We start from the raw sequence: 15,993 nt of genomic DNA on the forward strand, positions 1-15,993 counted from the left end.
CCAAGGCCCGCGTTGGACTATATAGTTTAAGTATGAAATATTCGTGTATGAAGAATAGTGAAGCCCTGGGACGGTGCCGGGGCGTCCGGACGGAGGAGGCTTGAGATGCGCATCGTTTGTATCGGTGGGGGGCCCGCGGGGCTGTATTTCGCGATCCTGATGAAGAAGCTGAACCCGGTGCACGAGATCCGCGTGGTCGAACGCAACCGCGCGTACGACACGTTCGGCTGGGGCGTCGTGTTCTCGGATGCGACGATGGACAACATGCGCGAATGGGACCCGGAGACCGCCGACGCGATCCAGGTCGCGTTCAATCACTGGGACGACATCGAGCTCAATTTCAAGGGGCGCACGATCCGCAGCGGGGGTCACGGTTTCGTCGGCATCGGCCGCAAGAAGATGCTGAACATCCTGCAGGAGCGCTGCGAGGCATTGGGCGTCGAGCTCGAGTTCGACCGCGAAGTCGAGTCGGACGCGGAGTTCCCCGACGCCGACCTGATCATCGCGTCCGACGGCATCAACTCGCGCATCCGCAACAAGTACGCGGAAGTGTTCCGCCCGGACATCGTCACGCGGCCCAACCGCTACATCTGGCTCGGCACGACGAAGCTCTTCGATGCCTTCACGTTCTATTTCGAGAAAACCGAGCACGGCTGGTTCCAGGCGCACGTCTACAAGTTCGACGACACGACGACGACCTTCATCGTCGAATGCCCCGAGCACGTCTGGAAGGCGCACGGGCTGGACTCGGCCGACCAGGAGCAGTCGATCGCGTTCTGCGAAGAGTTGTTCGGCAAGCACCTCGACGGCCACCGCCTGATGACGAACTCGCGCCACCTGCGCGGCTCGGCGTGGCTCAACTTCCAGCGCGTCAAGTGCGAGCAGTGGCACCACGACAACGGCAGGAGCCACGTCGTGCTGATGGGCGACGCGGTACATACCGCGCATTTCGCGATCGGCTCGGGCACCAAGCTCGCGCTCGAGGACGCGATCGAGCTCACGCGCCTCTTCCGCGACGAGGGCGACACGCGCGAGCACATCCCCACCGTGCTGGAGCGCTATCAGGCGGCGCGCAACATCGACGTGCTGCGGCTGCAGAACGCGGCGTGGAATGCGATGGAATGGTTCGAGGTCTGCGGCGCGCGCTACTGCGATACGCTCGAGCCCGAGCAGTTCATGTACTCGATGCTGACGCGCTCGCAGCGCATCTCGCACGAGAACCTGCGGCTGCGCGACGCCGCATGGCTGGAGGGCTACGAGCGTTGGCTCGCGGCGAAATCCGGCGTGCCGGTCGCCGACGACGCCGTGCCGCCGCCGATGTTCACGCCCTTCAAGCTGCGGGGCCTGACGCTGGCCAACCGCATCGTGATGTCGCCGATGGCGATGTACTCGGCCGAGGACGGCGCGCCGAACGACTTCCACCTGGTGCATTTCGGCTCGCGCGCGCTCGGCGGGGCGGGGCTGCTGTACACGGAGATGACCTGCGTGTCGCCCGATGCGCGGATCACGCCGGGATGTGCCGGCATGTACAAGCCCGAGCATGTGAACGCGTGGAAGCGCATCGTCGATTTCGTGCATGACAACTCGGATGCCCGCATCGGCATGCAGCTCGGCCACGCCGGCCGCAAGGGCGCGACGAAGGTCGCGTGGGAAGGCATCGACGAACCGCTGGAGGCGGGCACGTGGGAGCTGATCTCCGCCTCCGCGCAGCCCTATCTGCCGCACTCGCAGGTGCCGCGCGCGATGACGCGCGACGATATGGAGCGCGTGCGCAACGACTTCGTGCGCGCCACGCGGATGGCGGCCGAAGCCGGTTTCGACATCCTCGAGCTGCACTGCGCGCACGGCTACCTGCTGTCGAGTTTCCTGTCGCCGCTGACGAACCGCCGTACCGACGAGTTCGGCGGCGGCGTCGAGAACCGCGCGCGCTTCCCGCTCGAAGTGTTCAAGGCGATGCGTGTGTTGTGGCCGACCAATCGCCCGATGTCGGTGCGGTTGTCGTGCCACGACTGGTTCCCCGGCGGCAATACCGGCGACGACGCGGTCGCGATCGCGCGCCTGTTCAAGGAGGCCGGCGCCGACATCATCGACTGCTCGTCGGGCCAGGTGTGGAAGGGCGACCAGCCGGTGTATGGCCGCATGTACCAGACGCCGTTCGCGGACCGCATCCGCAACGAGGTCGGGATCCCGACGCTCGCGGTCGGCGCGATCTCCGAGGCCGACCACGCGAACAGCATCATCGCGGCGGGCCGCGCGGACCTCGTCGCGCTGGCGCGGCCGCACCTCGCCGATCCGGCCTGGACGCTGCACGAGGCGGCCAAGATCGGCTTCGGCGGGGTGGCGTGGCCGAGGCAGTACCGCTCCGCGCGCGGCCAGTACGAGACGAACCTGCAGCGCGCTGCAGCTGCCGCGACATCGGCCAGGTGAGCCGAACGACGGGAATACGACCATGACAACGACCCTCGGCCGCAACAGAGAAAACGCCGCGCCGCTCGCCGGCCGGCATGCGCTGGTGACCGGTGCCGGCAGCGGCATCGGCCGGGCCTGCGCGATCGAGCTCGCGCGGCTCGGCGCGACGCTGACGCTCGTCGGCCGGCGTGCGGCGCTGCTCGAATCGGCCTGCGCCGAGCTGCCGGGCGATGGCCACGGCTTCGCGGCCGCCGATATCACCGATTTCGCCGCGTTGCGCGCGGCCTTCGACGCCGCCACGGCAGCGCGCGGACCGGTGGCGATCCTCGTCAATAACGCGGGCGCCGCAAAGAGCGCTCCGTTCGGCCGCACCGAGCCGGAGCTTTGGAACGAGATGCTCGCCGTCAACCTCACTGGGACCTACAACTGCACGCACGCGGTGCTCGCCGGCATGCAGGCGGCGGGGTGGGGGCGCATCGTCAATATCGCGAGCACCGCCGGCCTCGCCGGCTACGCCTACGTCGCGGCGTACTGCGCCGCGAAGCACGGTGTCGTCGGCCTGACGCGGGCGCTCGCGCTGGAAGTCGCGAAGCAGGGGATCACCGTCAATGCGGTGTGCCCCGGCTACACCGACACGCCGCTGATCGAGGGCGCCGTCGACAACATCGTCGCGAAGACCGGCCGCAGCACCGACGACGCGAAGGCCGCGCTGGCCGCGCGCAACCCGCAGGGCCGGCTGGTGCAGCCGGAGGACGTCGCTGGGACCGTCGGCTGGCTGTGCCTGCCGTCGAGCGACGCGATCCACGGCCAGTCGATCGCGGTTGCCGGCGGCGAAGTGATGTGCGGCTGAGGCCGCGCCGACAAAGACAAGAACTTTCCGCGCGTCTCGACCGTCGCGCGGGTCACCCAAGGAGAATGAGATGGCCGAACTGTCGATGCAGGACCACAAGCGCCCGTTCAAGGACTATGCGGCGCGCAACTTCCGCTGGGAATGTTCCGACGACGGACGGGTCGCCACGATCACGCTGAACCGCCCGGAGAAGAAGAACCCGCTGACCTTCGACTCGTACGCCGAACTGCGCGACCTCTTTCGCGACCTCGCTTATGCGAACGACGTGCGCGCGGTCGTGATCCAGGGCGCCGGCGGCAACTTCTGTTCCGGCGGCGACGTGTTCGAGATCATCGAGCCGCTGACGAAGATGTCGATGCCGGAGCTGCTCGCCTTTACGCGCATGACCGGCGATCTCGTCAAGGCGATGCGCCGCGCGCCGCAGCCCATCATCGCCGCGATCGACGGCATCTGCGCCGGCGCCGGCGCGATGGTCGCGCTCGCGTCGGACTTCCGTTTGGGCACCGCGGAGGCGAAGACCGCCTACCTGTTCACGCGCGTCGGGCTCGCCGGCGCGGACATGGGCGCCTGCGGCCTGCTGCCGCGCGTGGTCGGGCAGGGCAAGGCGACCGACCTCCTGATGACCGGCCGCGCGATGGGCGCCGACGAGGCGCTCGCCTGCGGCTTCTTCAGCGCGGTGCATGCGCCGGCCGAATTGCTCGGCAAGGCGCAGGCGCTCGCGCAAACCCTCGCCGACGGACCGTGGTTCGCGCACACGATGACGAAGACGATGCTCAACCAGGAGTGGGCGATGGGCATCGAGGAAATGATCGAGTCCGAGGCCCAGGCCCAGGCGATCTGCATGGTGACCGGCGACTTTACGCGTGCCTTCGAGGCGTTCGCGGCGAAGCAGAAGCCGAAGTTCGAAGGCTGCTGAGGCCCCACGCCATGGACCGCAGCTCACTCGACCTGCCGTTCTTCGGGCCGGAGCACCGCGCGCTGTCGGACGCGATTTTCGATTGGGCGGCCGCGATGCCGCCGATCGACCATCACGACACCGACGCCGCCTGCCGCCGGCTCGTCGCCGCGCTCGGCCGCTCAGGCTTCCTGCGCTACTGCGTGCCGGCGGCGTTCGGCGGCGCGCTGCCGGAACTCGACTCCCGCGCGCTGTGCATCGCGCGCGAGACGCTCGCGTACCACGACGGGCTCGCCGACTTCGCGTTCGCGATGCAGGGGCTAGGCTCGGGCGCGATCACGCTCGCGGGCTCGCCGGAGCTCCAGCGCCGCGTGCTGCCGAAGGTCGCGTCCGGCGAATGGATCGCCGCGTTCGCGCTGACCGAGCCGGAAGCCGGTTCCGACGTCGCCGCGATGGCGACGAGCGCGCGGCTCGACGGCGACCACTACGTGCTCGACGGCGAGAAGACGTGGATCTCCAACGGCGGCATCGCCGACGTGTATTGCGTGTTCGCGCGCACCGGCGACGCACCGGGCACGCGCGGGCTGTCGGCCTTCGTCGTGCATCCGGACATGCCGGGCTTCGAGATCGCCGAACGCCTCGACGTCATCGCGCCGCACCCGCTCGCGCGGCTGCGTTTCAACGGTCTGCGCGTGCCGGTCGAGAACCGCCTCGGCGCCTCGGGCGAAGGCTTCAAGATCGCGATGCGCACGCTCGACATCTTCCGCGCGTCGGTCGCCGCAGCGGCGCTCGGCTTCGCGCGCCGCGCCCTCGACGAGGCGCTCGCGCACGCGAGGGGCCGCGCAATGTTCGGCCACACGCTCGCCGACTTCCAGCTCACGCAGGCGAAGCTCGGCGAGATGGCGACGGACGTCGATGCCGCGGCCTTGCTGACCGCACGCGCCGCGTGGCAGCGCGACGTCGCGAAGAAGCCGACGACGCGCGAGGCGGCAATGGCGAAGATGACCGCGACCGAGAACGCGCAGCGCGTGATCGACGCCGCGGTGCAGATGCATGGCGGGCAGGGCGTGCGCGTCGGCGTCAAGGTCGAGTCGCTGTACCGCGAGATCCGCGCACTGCGCATCTACGAAGGCGCGACGGAGGTGCAGAAGCTCATCGTCGCGCGCGAACTGATGAAATCGCCGGCGCGGTCCGCGCCGCCCGGGTCACGCAAAGCATCCCCCGAAGGAGACAGGCATGGTTCATAAGGTGATTCAGCCCGAAGGCTGGGCAGCGCCCAAAGGGTATTCGAACGGCATCGAGGCGCGCGGCCGCCAGATCTTCGTCGGCGGCCAGATCGGTTGGGATGCCGAGTGCCGCTTTCCGAGCGACGATCTCGTGCAGCAGGTCTTCCTCGCGCTGAAGAACGCGATCGACGTCGTCCGTTGCGCCGGCGGCGGACCCGAGTACGTCACGCGCATGACCTGGTACCTCGTCGACAAGAAGGAATACGCCGCCCGGCTGAAGGAGATCGGCCAGGTGTACCGCGAGGTAATGGGCCGCAATTTCCCGGCGATGACGGCGGTGCAGGTCGCCGATCTCGTCGAGGACGACGCGAAAGTCGAGATCGAGGTCACTGCGGTGATCCCGGACTGACCACCTGACAGCCAGAATTTTGCTTGAGCTCGAATTTATTCATGAGTAAAGTATTTTCACAGGTTCGCCCCACGCCGCGGCCGAACCCGATTGCCTTCACAACTCCGAGCCCGCATGTCCACGCCAGCCACCGCCAGCCCCCCGACCGATGCACGCGCGGAAGAACACGAGGCGCTGCGCGTCTGGCTGCGCCTGCTGACCTGCACGAACCTCGTCGAGGCACAGCTGCGCACGCGGCTGCGGACGAGCTTCGAGTCGACGCTGCCGCGCTTCGACCTGATGGCGCAGCTCGACCGGCACCCGGAGGGGCTGAAGATGAGCGAACTGTCGCGCCTGCTGATGGTGACCGGCGGCAACGTGACCGGACTCACCGACAAGCTTGCCGAGGAAGGCCTCGTCGAGCGTCGCGACGATCCGCGCGACCGGCGCTCGTTCACGGTGATGCTGACGCCCGAGGGCAAGCGCCAGTTCGGCGCGATGGCGCACGAGCACGAACAATGGGTCGTGGGGTTGTTTGCCGGGCTCGATCATGCGGAGAAGCGGCAGATGCTCAAGCTGCTAGACCGCTTGAAGGTGCATCTCTCGACGATCTCCGACTGAGGGGTGGTGCGCTGGCGGGCGCGCCCCCGCCGCAACGGAAGAGAAGCGGAGCAGCCCAGCCGGCTGCCGCGCCCGCTCGTCCCCCCATCGTGGGGGGCCGCAGGGCGTCTGCAAACCGTCACCATTTTGAATTCACGCCACCTGGGGAGATGCCATCGTGACCAGTCACGTCGATACTTTCGCCCGCGACCGCCTGCCGCCGCCCGAGCTGCAGCCGGAATTCCTGTTCGATCTGCCATCGCTGCAGTTTCCGCCGCTGATGAACTGCGCGGCCGAGCTGCTCGACCGCCGCGTCGTCGCCGGCGACGGCGAGCGCGTCTGCCTGCGTGCGCCCGGCGGGCTGCGCTGGACATACGGTGACCTCCTTGCCAACGCGAATCGCATCGCGAACGTCCTCGTGCGTGAGCTCGGCATCGTGCCGGGCAATCGCGTGCTGCTGCGCGGGCCGAACAGCCCGATGCTGGTTGCATGCTGGTTCGCGGTGGTGAAGGCCGGTGCGATCGCGGTCACGACGATGCCGCTGCTGCGCGCGAAGGAGCTCGGGCAGATCCTCGACAAGGGCCGCGTCACGCATGCGCTGTGTGCGCAGGCACTGCGCGGCGAACTCGACGCAGCGGCTGCGGCCCGTCCCTTCGTCGCGCACGTGGTCTCTTTCGGCGACCCGTCCGGCGCGGGCCTCGAAGCGGCCATGGCGCGTCAGCCCGAGCAGTTCGACAACGTCGCGACCGCAGTCGACGACACCTGCATCCTCGCCTTCACGTCGGGCACCACCGGTCAGCCGAAGGCGACGATGCATTTCCACCGCGACGTCATCGCCGCCTGCCGCTGCTGGCCGCCGCACGTGCTGCGGCCGCAAGCCGACGACGTGTTCATCGGCAGCCCGCCGCTTGCCTTCACCTTCGGACTCGGCGGCCTGGTGCTGTTCCCGATGAGCGTCGGCGCCGCGATCGTGCTGCTCGAGCAGGCATCTCCGCCGCAGCTGCTCGATGCGATCCGCGAGTTCGGCGCGACGATCCTGTTCACCGCACCGACCTCCTATCGCGCGATGGCCGAGGGTGCGCGCGAGCGGCGGCTCGGTGCGCCGTACGGCGGGTCGCTCGTGAAATGCGTGTCGGCGGGCGAGGTGCTGCCGGCCGCGACGCGCGAGTTGTGGAAGGACGCGACCGGCATCGAGATCATCGACGGCATCGGCGCGACCGAGATGTTCCACATCTTCATCTCTGCCGACGAGGAGCACGCGCGCCCCGGCGCGACCGGTACCGTGGTGCCGGGCTATCGTGCGGAAATCGTCGACGACGAGGGCCGCGAATTGCCCGCCGGCACCGTGGGGCGGCTCGCAGTGAAAGGGCCGACCGGCTGCCGCTACCTCGACGATTCGCGCCAGCGCAACTACGTCAGGGACGGCTGGAACTACACCGGCGACGCGTACTACATGGATGCCGACGGCTATTTCCACTACCAGTCGCGGCTCGACGACATGATCGTGTCGGCCGGCTACAACATCGGCGCGCCGGAAGTGGAGGATGCGCTGATGCAGCATCCCGCGGTCGCCGAATGCGCGGTCATCGGCGTGCCCGACGAGGAGCGCGGGCAGATCGTCAAGGCCTTCGTCGTGCCGCGGCCCGGACTCGGGGCAGGGGAGATGCTCGTGCGCGAGCTGCAGGACTTCGTCAAGCGCACGATCGCGCCGTACAAATATCCGCGTGCAATCGAATTCCGCGATTCGCTGCCGCGCACCGAGACCGGCAAGCTGCAGCGCTTCCGCCTGCGCGAGGGGAAACCCTGATACCGGCAATCGCCGGATACGAAAATCATAGCTTTCCGCAGTTGCCGTTTGACGCGAACACACCAATAACCGGAGGAGACGAGAATGACCAGGAAGAACGGAGCCGAAGTGGTCCGCTGCATCGCCGCCGTAGCGCTCGGCGCGCTGACGCTCGGTGCGGCGCAGGCGGCCGAGAAGGTCAAGGTCGGGCTGATGCTGCCCTACACGGGAACCTATGCCGCGCTCGGCACCGCGATCACGAACGGCTTCAAGCAGTACGTCGCGGAGCAGGGCGGAACACTCGGCGGGCGCGAGGTCGAGTATTTCGTCGTCGATGACGAGTCCGATCCGGCCAAGGCGACCGAGAACGCCTCCAAGCTCGTCAAGCGCGACAACGTAGACGTGCTCGTCGGCACCGTGCACTCGGGCGTGGCGCTGGCGATGGCCAAGGTCGCGCGTGACACCAAGACGCTGCTGATCGTCCCCAACGCCGGCGCCGACGAGCTCACCGGCCCGCTGTGCGCGCCGAACGTGTTCCGCACCTCGTTCACCAACTGGCAGCCCGCGTACGGCATGGGCAAGGTCGCGGCCGAGCGCGGACACAAGAACGTCGTCACGCTGACGTGGAAGTACGCGGCCGGCGAACAGGCGGCCGGCGGCTTCAAGGAGGCTTTCGAGAAGGCGGGTGGCAAGGTCGCGAAGGAACTCTATCTGCCATTCCCGAACGTCGAATTCCAGGCATACCTGACCGAGATCGCGAACCTGAAGCCCGACGCGGTGTTCGTGTTCTTCGCCGGCGGAGGGGCCGCCAAGTTCGTCAAGGACTACGATGCGGCGGGCCTGAAGAAGGCGATCCCGCTATACGCGTCGGGTTTCCTCACCGACGGCACGCTCGATGCGATGGGAGGCGCGGGCGAAGGCCTGCTGACGACGCTGCATTACGCCGACGGCCTGACCAACGCGAAGGACACGGCCTTCCGCAACAAGTACGCGACGACCTACAAGATGCAGCCCGACGTGTATGCGGTGCAGGGCTACGACGCCGCCCAGCTCCTGCGCACGGGGCTGGACGTGGTGAAGGGCGGCAAGCTCGACCAGCCGACGATGATCAAGGCGATGGAAGCTGCGAAGATCGACAGCCCGCGCGGCGCCTTCACGCTGTCGAAGGCGCACAACCCGGTGCAGGACATCTACCTGCGCAAGGCCGAAGGCCGCGACAACAAGCTCGTCGGCGTCGCCGAGAAGGCGCTTGCCGATCCGGCGCGCGGCTGCCGGATGTAAGGCATCGGACGGTCTAGGCGAGGAAGGGGGCGCACGCCCCCTTTTCATTTGCGGGGGCGGTCCGCGAGCCGTAGGGCGGATGAGCCGAAGGCGTAATCCGCCGCATGGCGGTGCACGACGGGCGGCATTCGGCGGAAGGCGCTTCGCTTTTCCGCCCTACGAGTTGTGCGATTGCCTGATCGGCGGTCTATTTCGCGAGCGTCCAGTTGCCGTCCCTGACGGCGATGAGCACGCGGCCACGCTCGTCGAAGCCGCTGTGGTCGGACGCGCTCATGTTGTACACGCCCTGCGTGCCGACCAGCTCGCGGGTCTGCTCGAGGCTGTCGCGCAGCGCCGCGCGGAACTCCTTCGTGCCGGGTTTGGCGACCTTCGCCGCGGCGGGGATCGCCTGCTGCAGCAGGAGGCCGGCGTCGAAGACGTTGGCGCCGAAGGTTGCCGGCTTCGTGCCGTTCGCCTTCTCGTAGGCGGCGATGTAGTCGGCGGCGATCTTCTTCGACGGGTGGTTGTCGGCGATCTCCGGCAGCACCAGCATGAGGCTCGCGGCGAGGACCGTGCCTTCGACCTTCTTGCCGCCGAGCTTGAGGAAGTCGGGCAGCGCGGCGCCGTGGGTCTGGTAGACCTGCCCCTTGTAGCCCTGCTCGACGAGCGTCGTCTGCGGCAGCACCGCCGGCCCGCCGGCGGCGGCGACGAGCACCGCGTCGGGCCGGGCGCCGAGGATCTTCAGGCTCTGGCCGGTGACCGACGCATCCTGGCGCTGGAAGCGCTCGTTGGCGACGATCTGGATGCCGTTCTTGTCGGCGAGTCCCGAGAACACCTTGTACCAGTTCTCGCCGTAGGGGTCGCCGACGCCGATGAAGCCGACCGTCTTCACGCCGGACTTCACCATGTGCTCGACGAGCGCGCGGGCGATGATGTCGTCGTTCTGGGTGGTCTTGAACACCCACTTCTTCTTGTCGTCCATCGGCGTGACCACCGCCGCGGTGCCGACCGGCGCGAGCAGCGGCACGCCCGCCTCGGCGACGAACTGGATCACGCCCATCGCGTTGGGCGAGCCGGACGGGCCGATGATCGCATCGACGTTCTGCTCCGAGATCAGTTTCTTCACCGCCGTGACGGAAGCGGTCGGGTCGCTCGCGTCGTCGAGCGCGATGTACTCGACCGAGAGATCGCCGATCTTCGCCGGCAGCAGCGGCACGGTGTTTTTCTGCGGGATGCCCACCAGCGCGGTCGGGCCGGTCGCCGATGACACGACGCCGATCCTGACCTGGGCGTTTGCCGACAGCGCTGCCGCCAGCGCGAGGCCGGACAGCACCACTCGAATGCTTAGCATCTTCATGTTCCGATGTCTCCTACGGTATGAACCACAAGGACTTCTTGTCCCGCGCGGATCGGGGCCGCGCGCTCCTCTCGCCGTCGATGGTTTCCGGGTTTCGTGAATCGAAGGCGGCGCCCCTCCCGGTGGGGCGCCGCATGACGGTCCGGCGCCTCCTGTCAGCCCGCGACGATCCCGCGTGCGTGCAGCATCGCGATCTCGTCGTCGCTGCAGCCGGCCTCGCGCAGCACGGCGTCCGTGTGCTGGCCATAGCGCGGCGGAAACGGTAGTTCACCGCGTTCGGCCGCGGCGACGTCGACCGCCATCGGCTGCATATGCACGACCTTGCCGCCCGGCATCCGCGTCGTCGTCAGGCGCCGGCGGATCGCGTCCATGTCGCGCACCGCCGGGATGTCGTGGATCGGCGCGTGCGGGATCGTCGCATCGCGGAAATCCGCGGCGATCCCGGCAGTCGGATAGCGGCTCGTGACCGCGGCGACGTCACGGTGGATCGCGTCGCGCTCACGATGCCGGCCTTCATTCGTGGCGCGGGCGGCGTTGCCGATCGACGCGAACTTCGGGATCTCGGAGAGGCGCTTCCACTGCACGTCGCTGCCGATGGCCATGTAGATGAAGCCGTCGGCGGTCGGATAGACGTTGGTCGGGATGAACTTGCGGTGCTCGTTGCCGCAGCGCGTGATCTCGGCCGGCTGGCAGTCGAAATCGAGCAGCGGCAGCGTCGTGATCAGCCACGAGGCGGCGGCCTGCAGCATCGACACGTCGATCCGCGTGCCCTTGCCGCTCTCGGCGCGTTCGAGGAGCGCCATCATCACGTTGGCGTAGACCTCGTCGCCCGCCTTGAGGTCGATGACCGGCACGCCGGCGAGCGTCGGGGGGCCGTCGGCGGGGCCGGTGAGCTCCATGTAGCCCGCCATCGCCTGGATCACCGGGTCGTAGCCCGGCGCGTCCGGGTAGTCCGGGCCCATCGCCGAGATGCCGGCCCAGATCAGATCCGGCTTCGCCGCGGCGAGCGTCTCGTAGTCGATGCCGAGTTGCCGGTAGCGGCGCGGCACGGTGTTGCAGCAGAAGACGTCGACGTCGAGTTCGACGAGGAGGCGCCTGAGCAGCGCCTGGCCCTCGGGCGCCTTCAGGTTCAGCGCGATCGCCTCCTTGCCGACGTTGGGCGCGATGAAATAGGTGCGCCGGTCGTCGTCGACGACCTTGCCGCCGATGTAGCGGTTCGGGTCGCCGGGCAGCCCGTCGCCGGCCGGGGTCGATTCGATGCGGATCACGCGCCAGCCGAGCTGCGCGAAGCGCAGCGTCGCGTAGGGCAGCGACAGCGCCTGCTCCATCGAGAGAACGGTTCGCTTTTTCATGCGGGTTTCCACGGTTTCCAGAACGTAGGGCGGAAAAGCGAAGCGCCTTCCGCCGAATGGCATACGGCGGATAACGCCGCAGCGCGGCTCATCCGCCCTACGGTTGCCCCATGGTGATCGACGCTCATGCCGGCTTCCACGCTTGCCAATGGGGTTTCGGCGTCGCGCCGCGCAGCGCCCGGTACACCGCCTCCGGCGTGAAGGGCAGGCCGAAGATGCGCACGCCCGTCGCGTTGTAGATCGCGTTCGCCGCTGCCGCGGCGATGCAGATCGACGGCGCCTCGCCGACCCCTTTCGCCCCTTGTGGGCCTTCGCCGTCCATCGACTCGACGAAGGTGATGTCCATCTCGGGGATCTCCGGCGCGGTCACGAGCTTGTAGTCGCGGAAGTTCGGGTTGCGCGTGACGCCGTTGTCGACGATCAGGTTCTCGGTCAGCGCGTAGCCCTGGCCCATGACGACGCCGCCTTCGATCTGGCCTTCGAGGCCGAGGCGGTTGAGCACGCGGCCGACGTCGTGCGTTCCGGTCACTTTGGTCATCTTCACGATGCCGGTGTCGGTGTCGACCTCGACCTCGACGACCTGCGCCGCCCACGCGTAGGCGGCCGACACGTCGCCCTTGAAGGCCTTGTCCTGATGCACGCTGGGCGGCTCGTAGTAGAAGGTCGTCATGACCAGCTCGGCCTTGTCGGAGAAGTGCAGGTTGCGCATCAGCCGCGCGAGTTCGACGAGCGGCTCGCCGGTCTCGGCAACGACGACGAAGCCGCCGCGCAGATCCAGCTCCGCCTCGTCGCAGCCGTGCTTCCTGGCCGCCGCCGCGAGGATCTTCGCCTTCGCCTTGCGCGCCGCCCCGATCGCCGAGTTGCCGGCGATGAAGGTCGTGCGGCTCGCGTGCACGCCGACGTCCCACGGCGTGATCGCGGTGTCGTTATTGACGACGGTGACCGCCGAGATCGGCAGCCCCAGCTCCTCGCACACGAGCTGCGACAGCACCGTCTCCGAGCCCTGGCCGATCTCGGATGCGCCGGTGATCAGCGTGACGTTGGCGAAGTCGTCGAGCTTCAGGATCGTGCCGCAGCCGTCCGACGGGTAGATCTTCGCGCCGCCGCCCACGTGCAGCATAGACGCGATGCCGATACCGCGCTTCACCGGTCCGCGCGCATTGCGGTTCGCGATGTTGTCGGCGTGCTTGCGGCGGTAGTCGCTGCGCTCGGCGGCGGTCGTCAGGCATTCCTTGAAGCCGCAGCTCTTGAACGTCATGCCCTGACCGGTGACTTCGCCTGCGTCCTGCGCGTTCTTCATGCGGAAGTCGAGCGGGTCCATGCCGATCCTCTCGGCCAGCATGTCCATGTGCTGCTCGATGGCGAAGGTCGCCTGCAGGTTGCCGTAGCCGCGGAACGAGCCGGCGTAGGGGTTGTTCGTGTAGACGACGGTCGTGTGGTAGTCGCAGGCCGGCACGCGGTACAGCGACGAGAAGGTCTGCATCATCACGAACGGCGTCGTCGCGCCCCACGAGGTGTAGGCGCCGTTGTCGTGCAGCGTATGCACCTGGCGGAAGGTGAGCGTGCCGTCCTTCCTGCAGCCCGAGCGCAGCGTCAGCAGCACCGGCTGGCGCGTCGGCGAGGCGAGGAACTCTTCTTCGCGCGTGAACACCATCTTCACCGGGCGCTTCGCAGCGCGCGCGAGGAAGATGCAGATGACCTCGAAGGGGTAGATGTCGAGCTTGGAGCCGAATCCGCCACCGATCGGCGGCTGGATGATGCGCACGCGACTCGGATCGATGTTGAGGTACTCGGCGAACTCGCGCTTGTGCAGGAAAGGCACCTGCGTGTTCGAATACATCAGCAGGTTGCCCGACGCGTCGAATTCGGCGATGACGCCCGACACGCCCATGCAGCAGTGCGTCACGTAATGCAGCTGGAAGGTGTCCTCGACGACGACGTCGGATTCGGCCTCGGCCTGCGCGATGTCGCCGTGCGTGTAGTCGAAGCGCATCGCGATGTTGTCGGCCTTGCCCGCGAACGCGACCGGCGTCTTCGGCGGCAGAGATTTCGGCTGGCCGTCGGCGTCGAGCGGGGCAGGGTGGATCAGCGGCGCGCCGGGTTTTATCGCGTCTTCCGGACCGGCGATGATGGGCAGATCCTCGTATTCGACGCGGATCAGCTTCAGCGCCGCTTCGGCGATCTCGTCGCTGTCGGCGGCGACCGCGGCGATCTCGTCGCGCAGGCTGCGGACGCGCTCGCCCTTCAGCGGCAGGTGGTCGCGCGCGACGCCGATCGGCTGCTGGTTGGGCACGTCGGCGGCGGTCAGCACCACATGCACGCCGGGCAGCGCCTTCGCCGCTGACGTGTCGATGCTCTTGATCTTCGCGTGCACGCGGCTCGAACGCAGGATCTTCGCGTGCAACATGCCGGGAACGACCATGTCCTGGATGTAGCGCGTCTTGCCGGCGGCCTTCTCGGGCGCGTCCTTCTTCTGGATCCGCTGGCCGATCAGGGATTCGGGCGCGATCACGGGTTTTTCAGCAACGTTCATGCTGTCGTTCTCCTCATCGCCCGCCGCAGCAGGCGGACTCGACCGCATCGACGATCTTCTTGTAGCCGGTGCAGCGGCACAGATTGCCTTCGAGGCCACGCTTGATCGTCTCGGCGTCGGCGTCCGGATGCGTGTCGAGAATGTGCGAGGCCTGCACGACCATGCCCGGCGTGCAGAAGCCGCACTGCACCGCGCCGTGCTCGACGAAGGCCTCGCGCAGCGCGTCGGCCTTCGGGTCGGCGGCGAGCCCCTCGATCGTGACGATGTCGCGGCCGTTGAAATCGACGGCGAACATCAGGCAGGAGTTGCGCGTCTCGCCATCGACGCGAATCGTGCACGCGCCGCACTCGCCCTCGCCACAGCCGTACTTCGTGCCGGTGAGGCCGACGACGTCGCGCAGCATGTCGAGCGCGTTCATCGTGATGTCGACGGTGACGCGCTTCCTGACGCCGTTCAGCGTGAATTCGATGTCATGCTTGAGCAACATGGTCGAGCATCCTCTTGGTCATGTTGTGGATGAGTTCCTTGCGGTACCACGCGGTCGCGCGGACGTCGTCGATCGGGTTGACCTCGTCGCGCGCGGCGTTCGCGGCCGTCTCGATCGTCGCATCGTCGAGGCGGCGGCCTTCGAGCGCCGCTTCGGTGCGCTTCGCACGCACGGGCGTGGGCGCGACGGCGCCGAACGCGACGCGGATGTCGGTCAGCGCGCCGTCCTTCTTCACGCCGGCGATGCCGATCGAGATCGTCGCGATGTCGAGCGCGGGCCGCGCGCCGAACTTGTAGAAGCGCGCGACGTGGCCCGGCTTCGGCAGCGGGATGCGCACCGCGGTCAGCAGCTCGTTCGCGGCGCGCTTCGTCCTGCCCGGGCCGGTGAAGTACTCCGCGAGCGGCATGCGGCGCGTCGTCACCGCGCCGTTGGGCTTCGACGCGAGCTCGACCTCGGCGTCGAGCACGATCAGCGGCACGAGCGTGTCGCCGGCGGGCGAGGCGTTGCTGATGTTGCCGCCGATCGTGCCGGCGTTGCGGATCTGGTCGCTCGCGAAGTGATCGCAGGCTTCCGCGAGCACCGGCGCGTTCTTCTTCACGAGCGGATCGTTGAGGATCGCGGTGATCGTCGTCGTCGCGCCGATGCTCAGCCAGTCGCCGTCGAACGCGACGCCCGAGAGGCCGGCGACGTTGCGGATGTTCATCAGCGTCGCTTTGAACGCGATGCGGCCGGCCTTGGTCTGCGGCATCAGGTCGGTGCCGCCGGCCAGTATCGTCACCTCGCCTTGCTGCAGGATGCCGAGCGCCTCATCGAGGCTGTTCGGCGCGGCATATCTTTCGATTGCTGTCAT

Annotated in this window: 13 protein-coding genes; 8 read left to right on the forward strand and 5 right to left on the reverse strand. The window is 67.9% G+C overall.

The window, feature by feature from the left end; all coding sequences use genetic code 11:
* The first annotated feature begins 105 nt into the window (after nucleotides 1–105).
* From GO615_RS19290 to GO615_RS19325, 8 genes are all read left to right on the forward strand, one after another.
* Nucleotides 106–2,427 (forward strand): bifunctional salicylyl-CoA 5-hydroxylase/oxidoreductase, encoded by a 2,322-nt coding sequence (locus tag GO615_RS19290; RefSeq protein WP_169131020.1) that lies wholly within the window; start codon nucleotides 106–108, stop codon nucleotides 2,425–2,427.
* 22 nt (nucleotides 2,428–2,449) lie between these two features.
* Nucleotides 2,450–3,259, forward strand: coding sequence for an SDR family NAD(P)-dependent oxidoreductase (locus GO615_RS19295; protein WP_169131022.1), 810 nt, complete (start codon nucleotides 2,450–2,452; stop codon nucleotides 3,257–3,259).
* A 70-nt stretch (nucleotides 3,260–3,329) separates the two neighbouring features.
* A complete protein-coding gene (locus GO615_RS19300) occupies nucleotides 3,330–4,175 on the forward strand; it encodes an enoyl-CoA hydratase family protein (RefSeq protein ID WP_169131024.1) in 846 nt (281 codons plus the stop codon).
* Nucleotides 4,176–4,186: 11 nt separating this feature from the next.
* Nucleotides 4,187–5,401, forward strand: a complete 1,215-nt coding sequence (locus GO615_RS19305) for an acyl-CoA dehydrogenase family protein (protein WP_169131026.1) — start codon at nucleotides 4,187–4,189, stop codon at nucleotides 5,399–5,401.
* A complete protein-coding gene (locus GO615_RS19310; protein ID WP_169131028.1) occupies nucleotides 5,391–5,789 on the forward strand; it encodes a RidA family protein in 399 nt (132 codons plus the stop codon). The genes GO615_RS19305 and GO615_RS19310 overlap by 11 nt, the downstream gene beginning before the upstream one ends.
* Nucleotides 5,790–5,903: 114 nt before the next feature.
* On the forward strand, nucleotides 5,904–6,389 hold the full coding sequence (locus GO615_RS19315) for a MarR family winged helix-turn-helix transcriptional regulator (RefSeq protein ID WP_169131030.1): 486 nt from the start codon (nucleotides 5,904–5,906) through the stop codon (nucleotides 6,387–6,389).
* A 157-nt stretch (nucleotides 6,390–6,546) separates the two neighbouring features.
* Entirely contained in the window at nucleotides 6,547–8,175 is a 1,629-nt protein-coding gene (locus tag GO615_RS19320) for an AMP-binding protein (RefSeq protein WP_339380087.1), read from the forward strand.
* An 84-nt stretch (nucleotides 8,176–8,259) separates the two neighbouring features.
* Nucleotides 8,260–9,435 (forward strand): ABC transporter substrate-binding protein, encoded by a 1,176-nt coding sequence (locus GO615_RS19325; RefSeq protein WP_169131032.1) that lies wholly within the window; start codon nucleotides 8,260–8,262, stop codon nucleotides 9,433–9,435.
* A 187-nt stretch (nucleotides 9,436–9,622) separates the two neighbouring features.
* On the opposite strand, the gene GO615_RS19330 is transcribed toward GO615_RS19325, so the two are convergent.
* The 5 genes from GO615_RS19330 to GO615_RS19350 all read right to left on the reverse strand — a co-directional run bounded on the left by GO615_RS19330 (nucleotide 9,623) and on the right by GO615_RS19350 (nucleotide 15,993).
* Entirely contained in the window at nucleotides 9,623–10,771 is a 1,149-nt protein-coding gene (locus GO615_RS19330) for an ABC transporter substrate-binding protein (protein ID WP_211167234.1), read from the reverse strand.
* A 155-nt stretch (nucleotides 10,772–10,926) separates the two neighbouring features.
* Nucleotides 10,927–12,123, reverse strand: a complete 1,197-nt coding sequence (locus tag GO615_RS19335; RefSeq protein ID WP_169131034.1) for a CaiB/BaiF CoA transferase family protein — start codon at nucleotides 12,121–12,123, stop codon at nucleotides 10,927–10,929.
* Between the two features lie 124 nt (nucleotides 12,124–12,247).
* Nucleotides 12,248–14,656 (reverse strand): xanthine dehydrogenase family protein molybdopterin-binding subunit, encoded by a 2,409-nt coding sequence (locus tag GO615_RS19340; protein WP_169131036.1) that lies wholly within the window; start codon nucleotides 14,654–14,656, stop codon nucleotides 12,248–12,250.
* Nucleotides 14,657–14,669: 13 nt separating this feature from the next.
* Nucleotides 14,670–15,143 carry a (2Fe-2S)-binding protein gene (locus GO615_RS19345; protein WP_169131038.1) on the reverse strand — a complete coding sequence of 158 codons (474 nt, stop codon included), beginning with the start codon at nucleotides 15,141–15,143 and terminating at the stop codon, nucleotides 14,670–14,672.
* Nucleotides 15,127–15,993, reverse strand: a complete 867-nt coding sequence (locus tag GO615_RS19350; RefSeq protein ID WP_169131040.1) for an FAD binding domain-containing protein — start codon at nucleotides 15,991–15,993, stop codon at nucleotides 15,127–15,129. Before GO615_RS19350 ends, GO615_RS19345 begins: the two co-directional genes overlap by 17 nt.

The organism is Aromatoleum evansii (assembly GCF_012910805.1).
Taxonomy (GTDB): domain Bacteria; phylum Pseudomonadota; class Gammaproteobacteria; order Burkholderiales; family Rhodocyclaceae; genus Aromatoleum; species Aromatoleum evansii.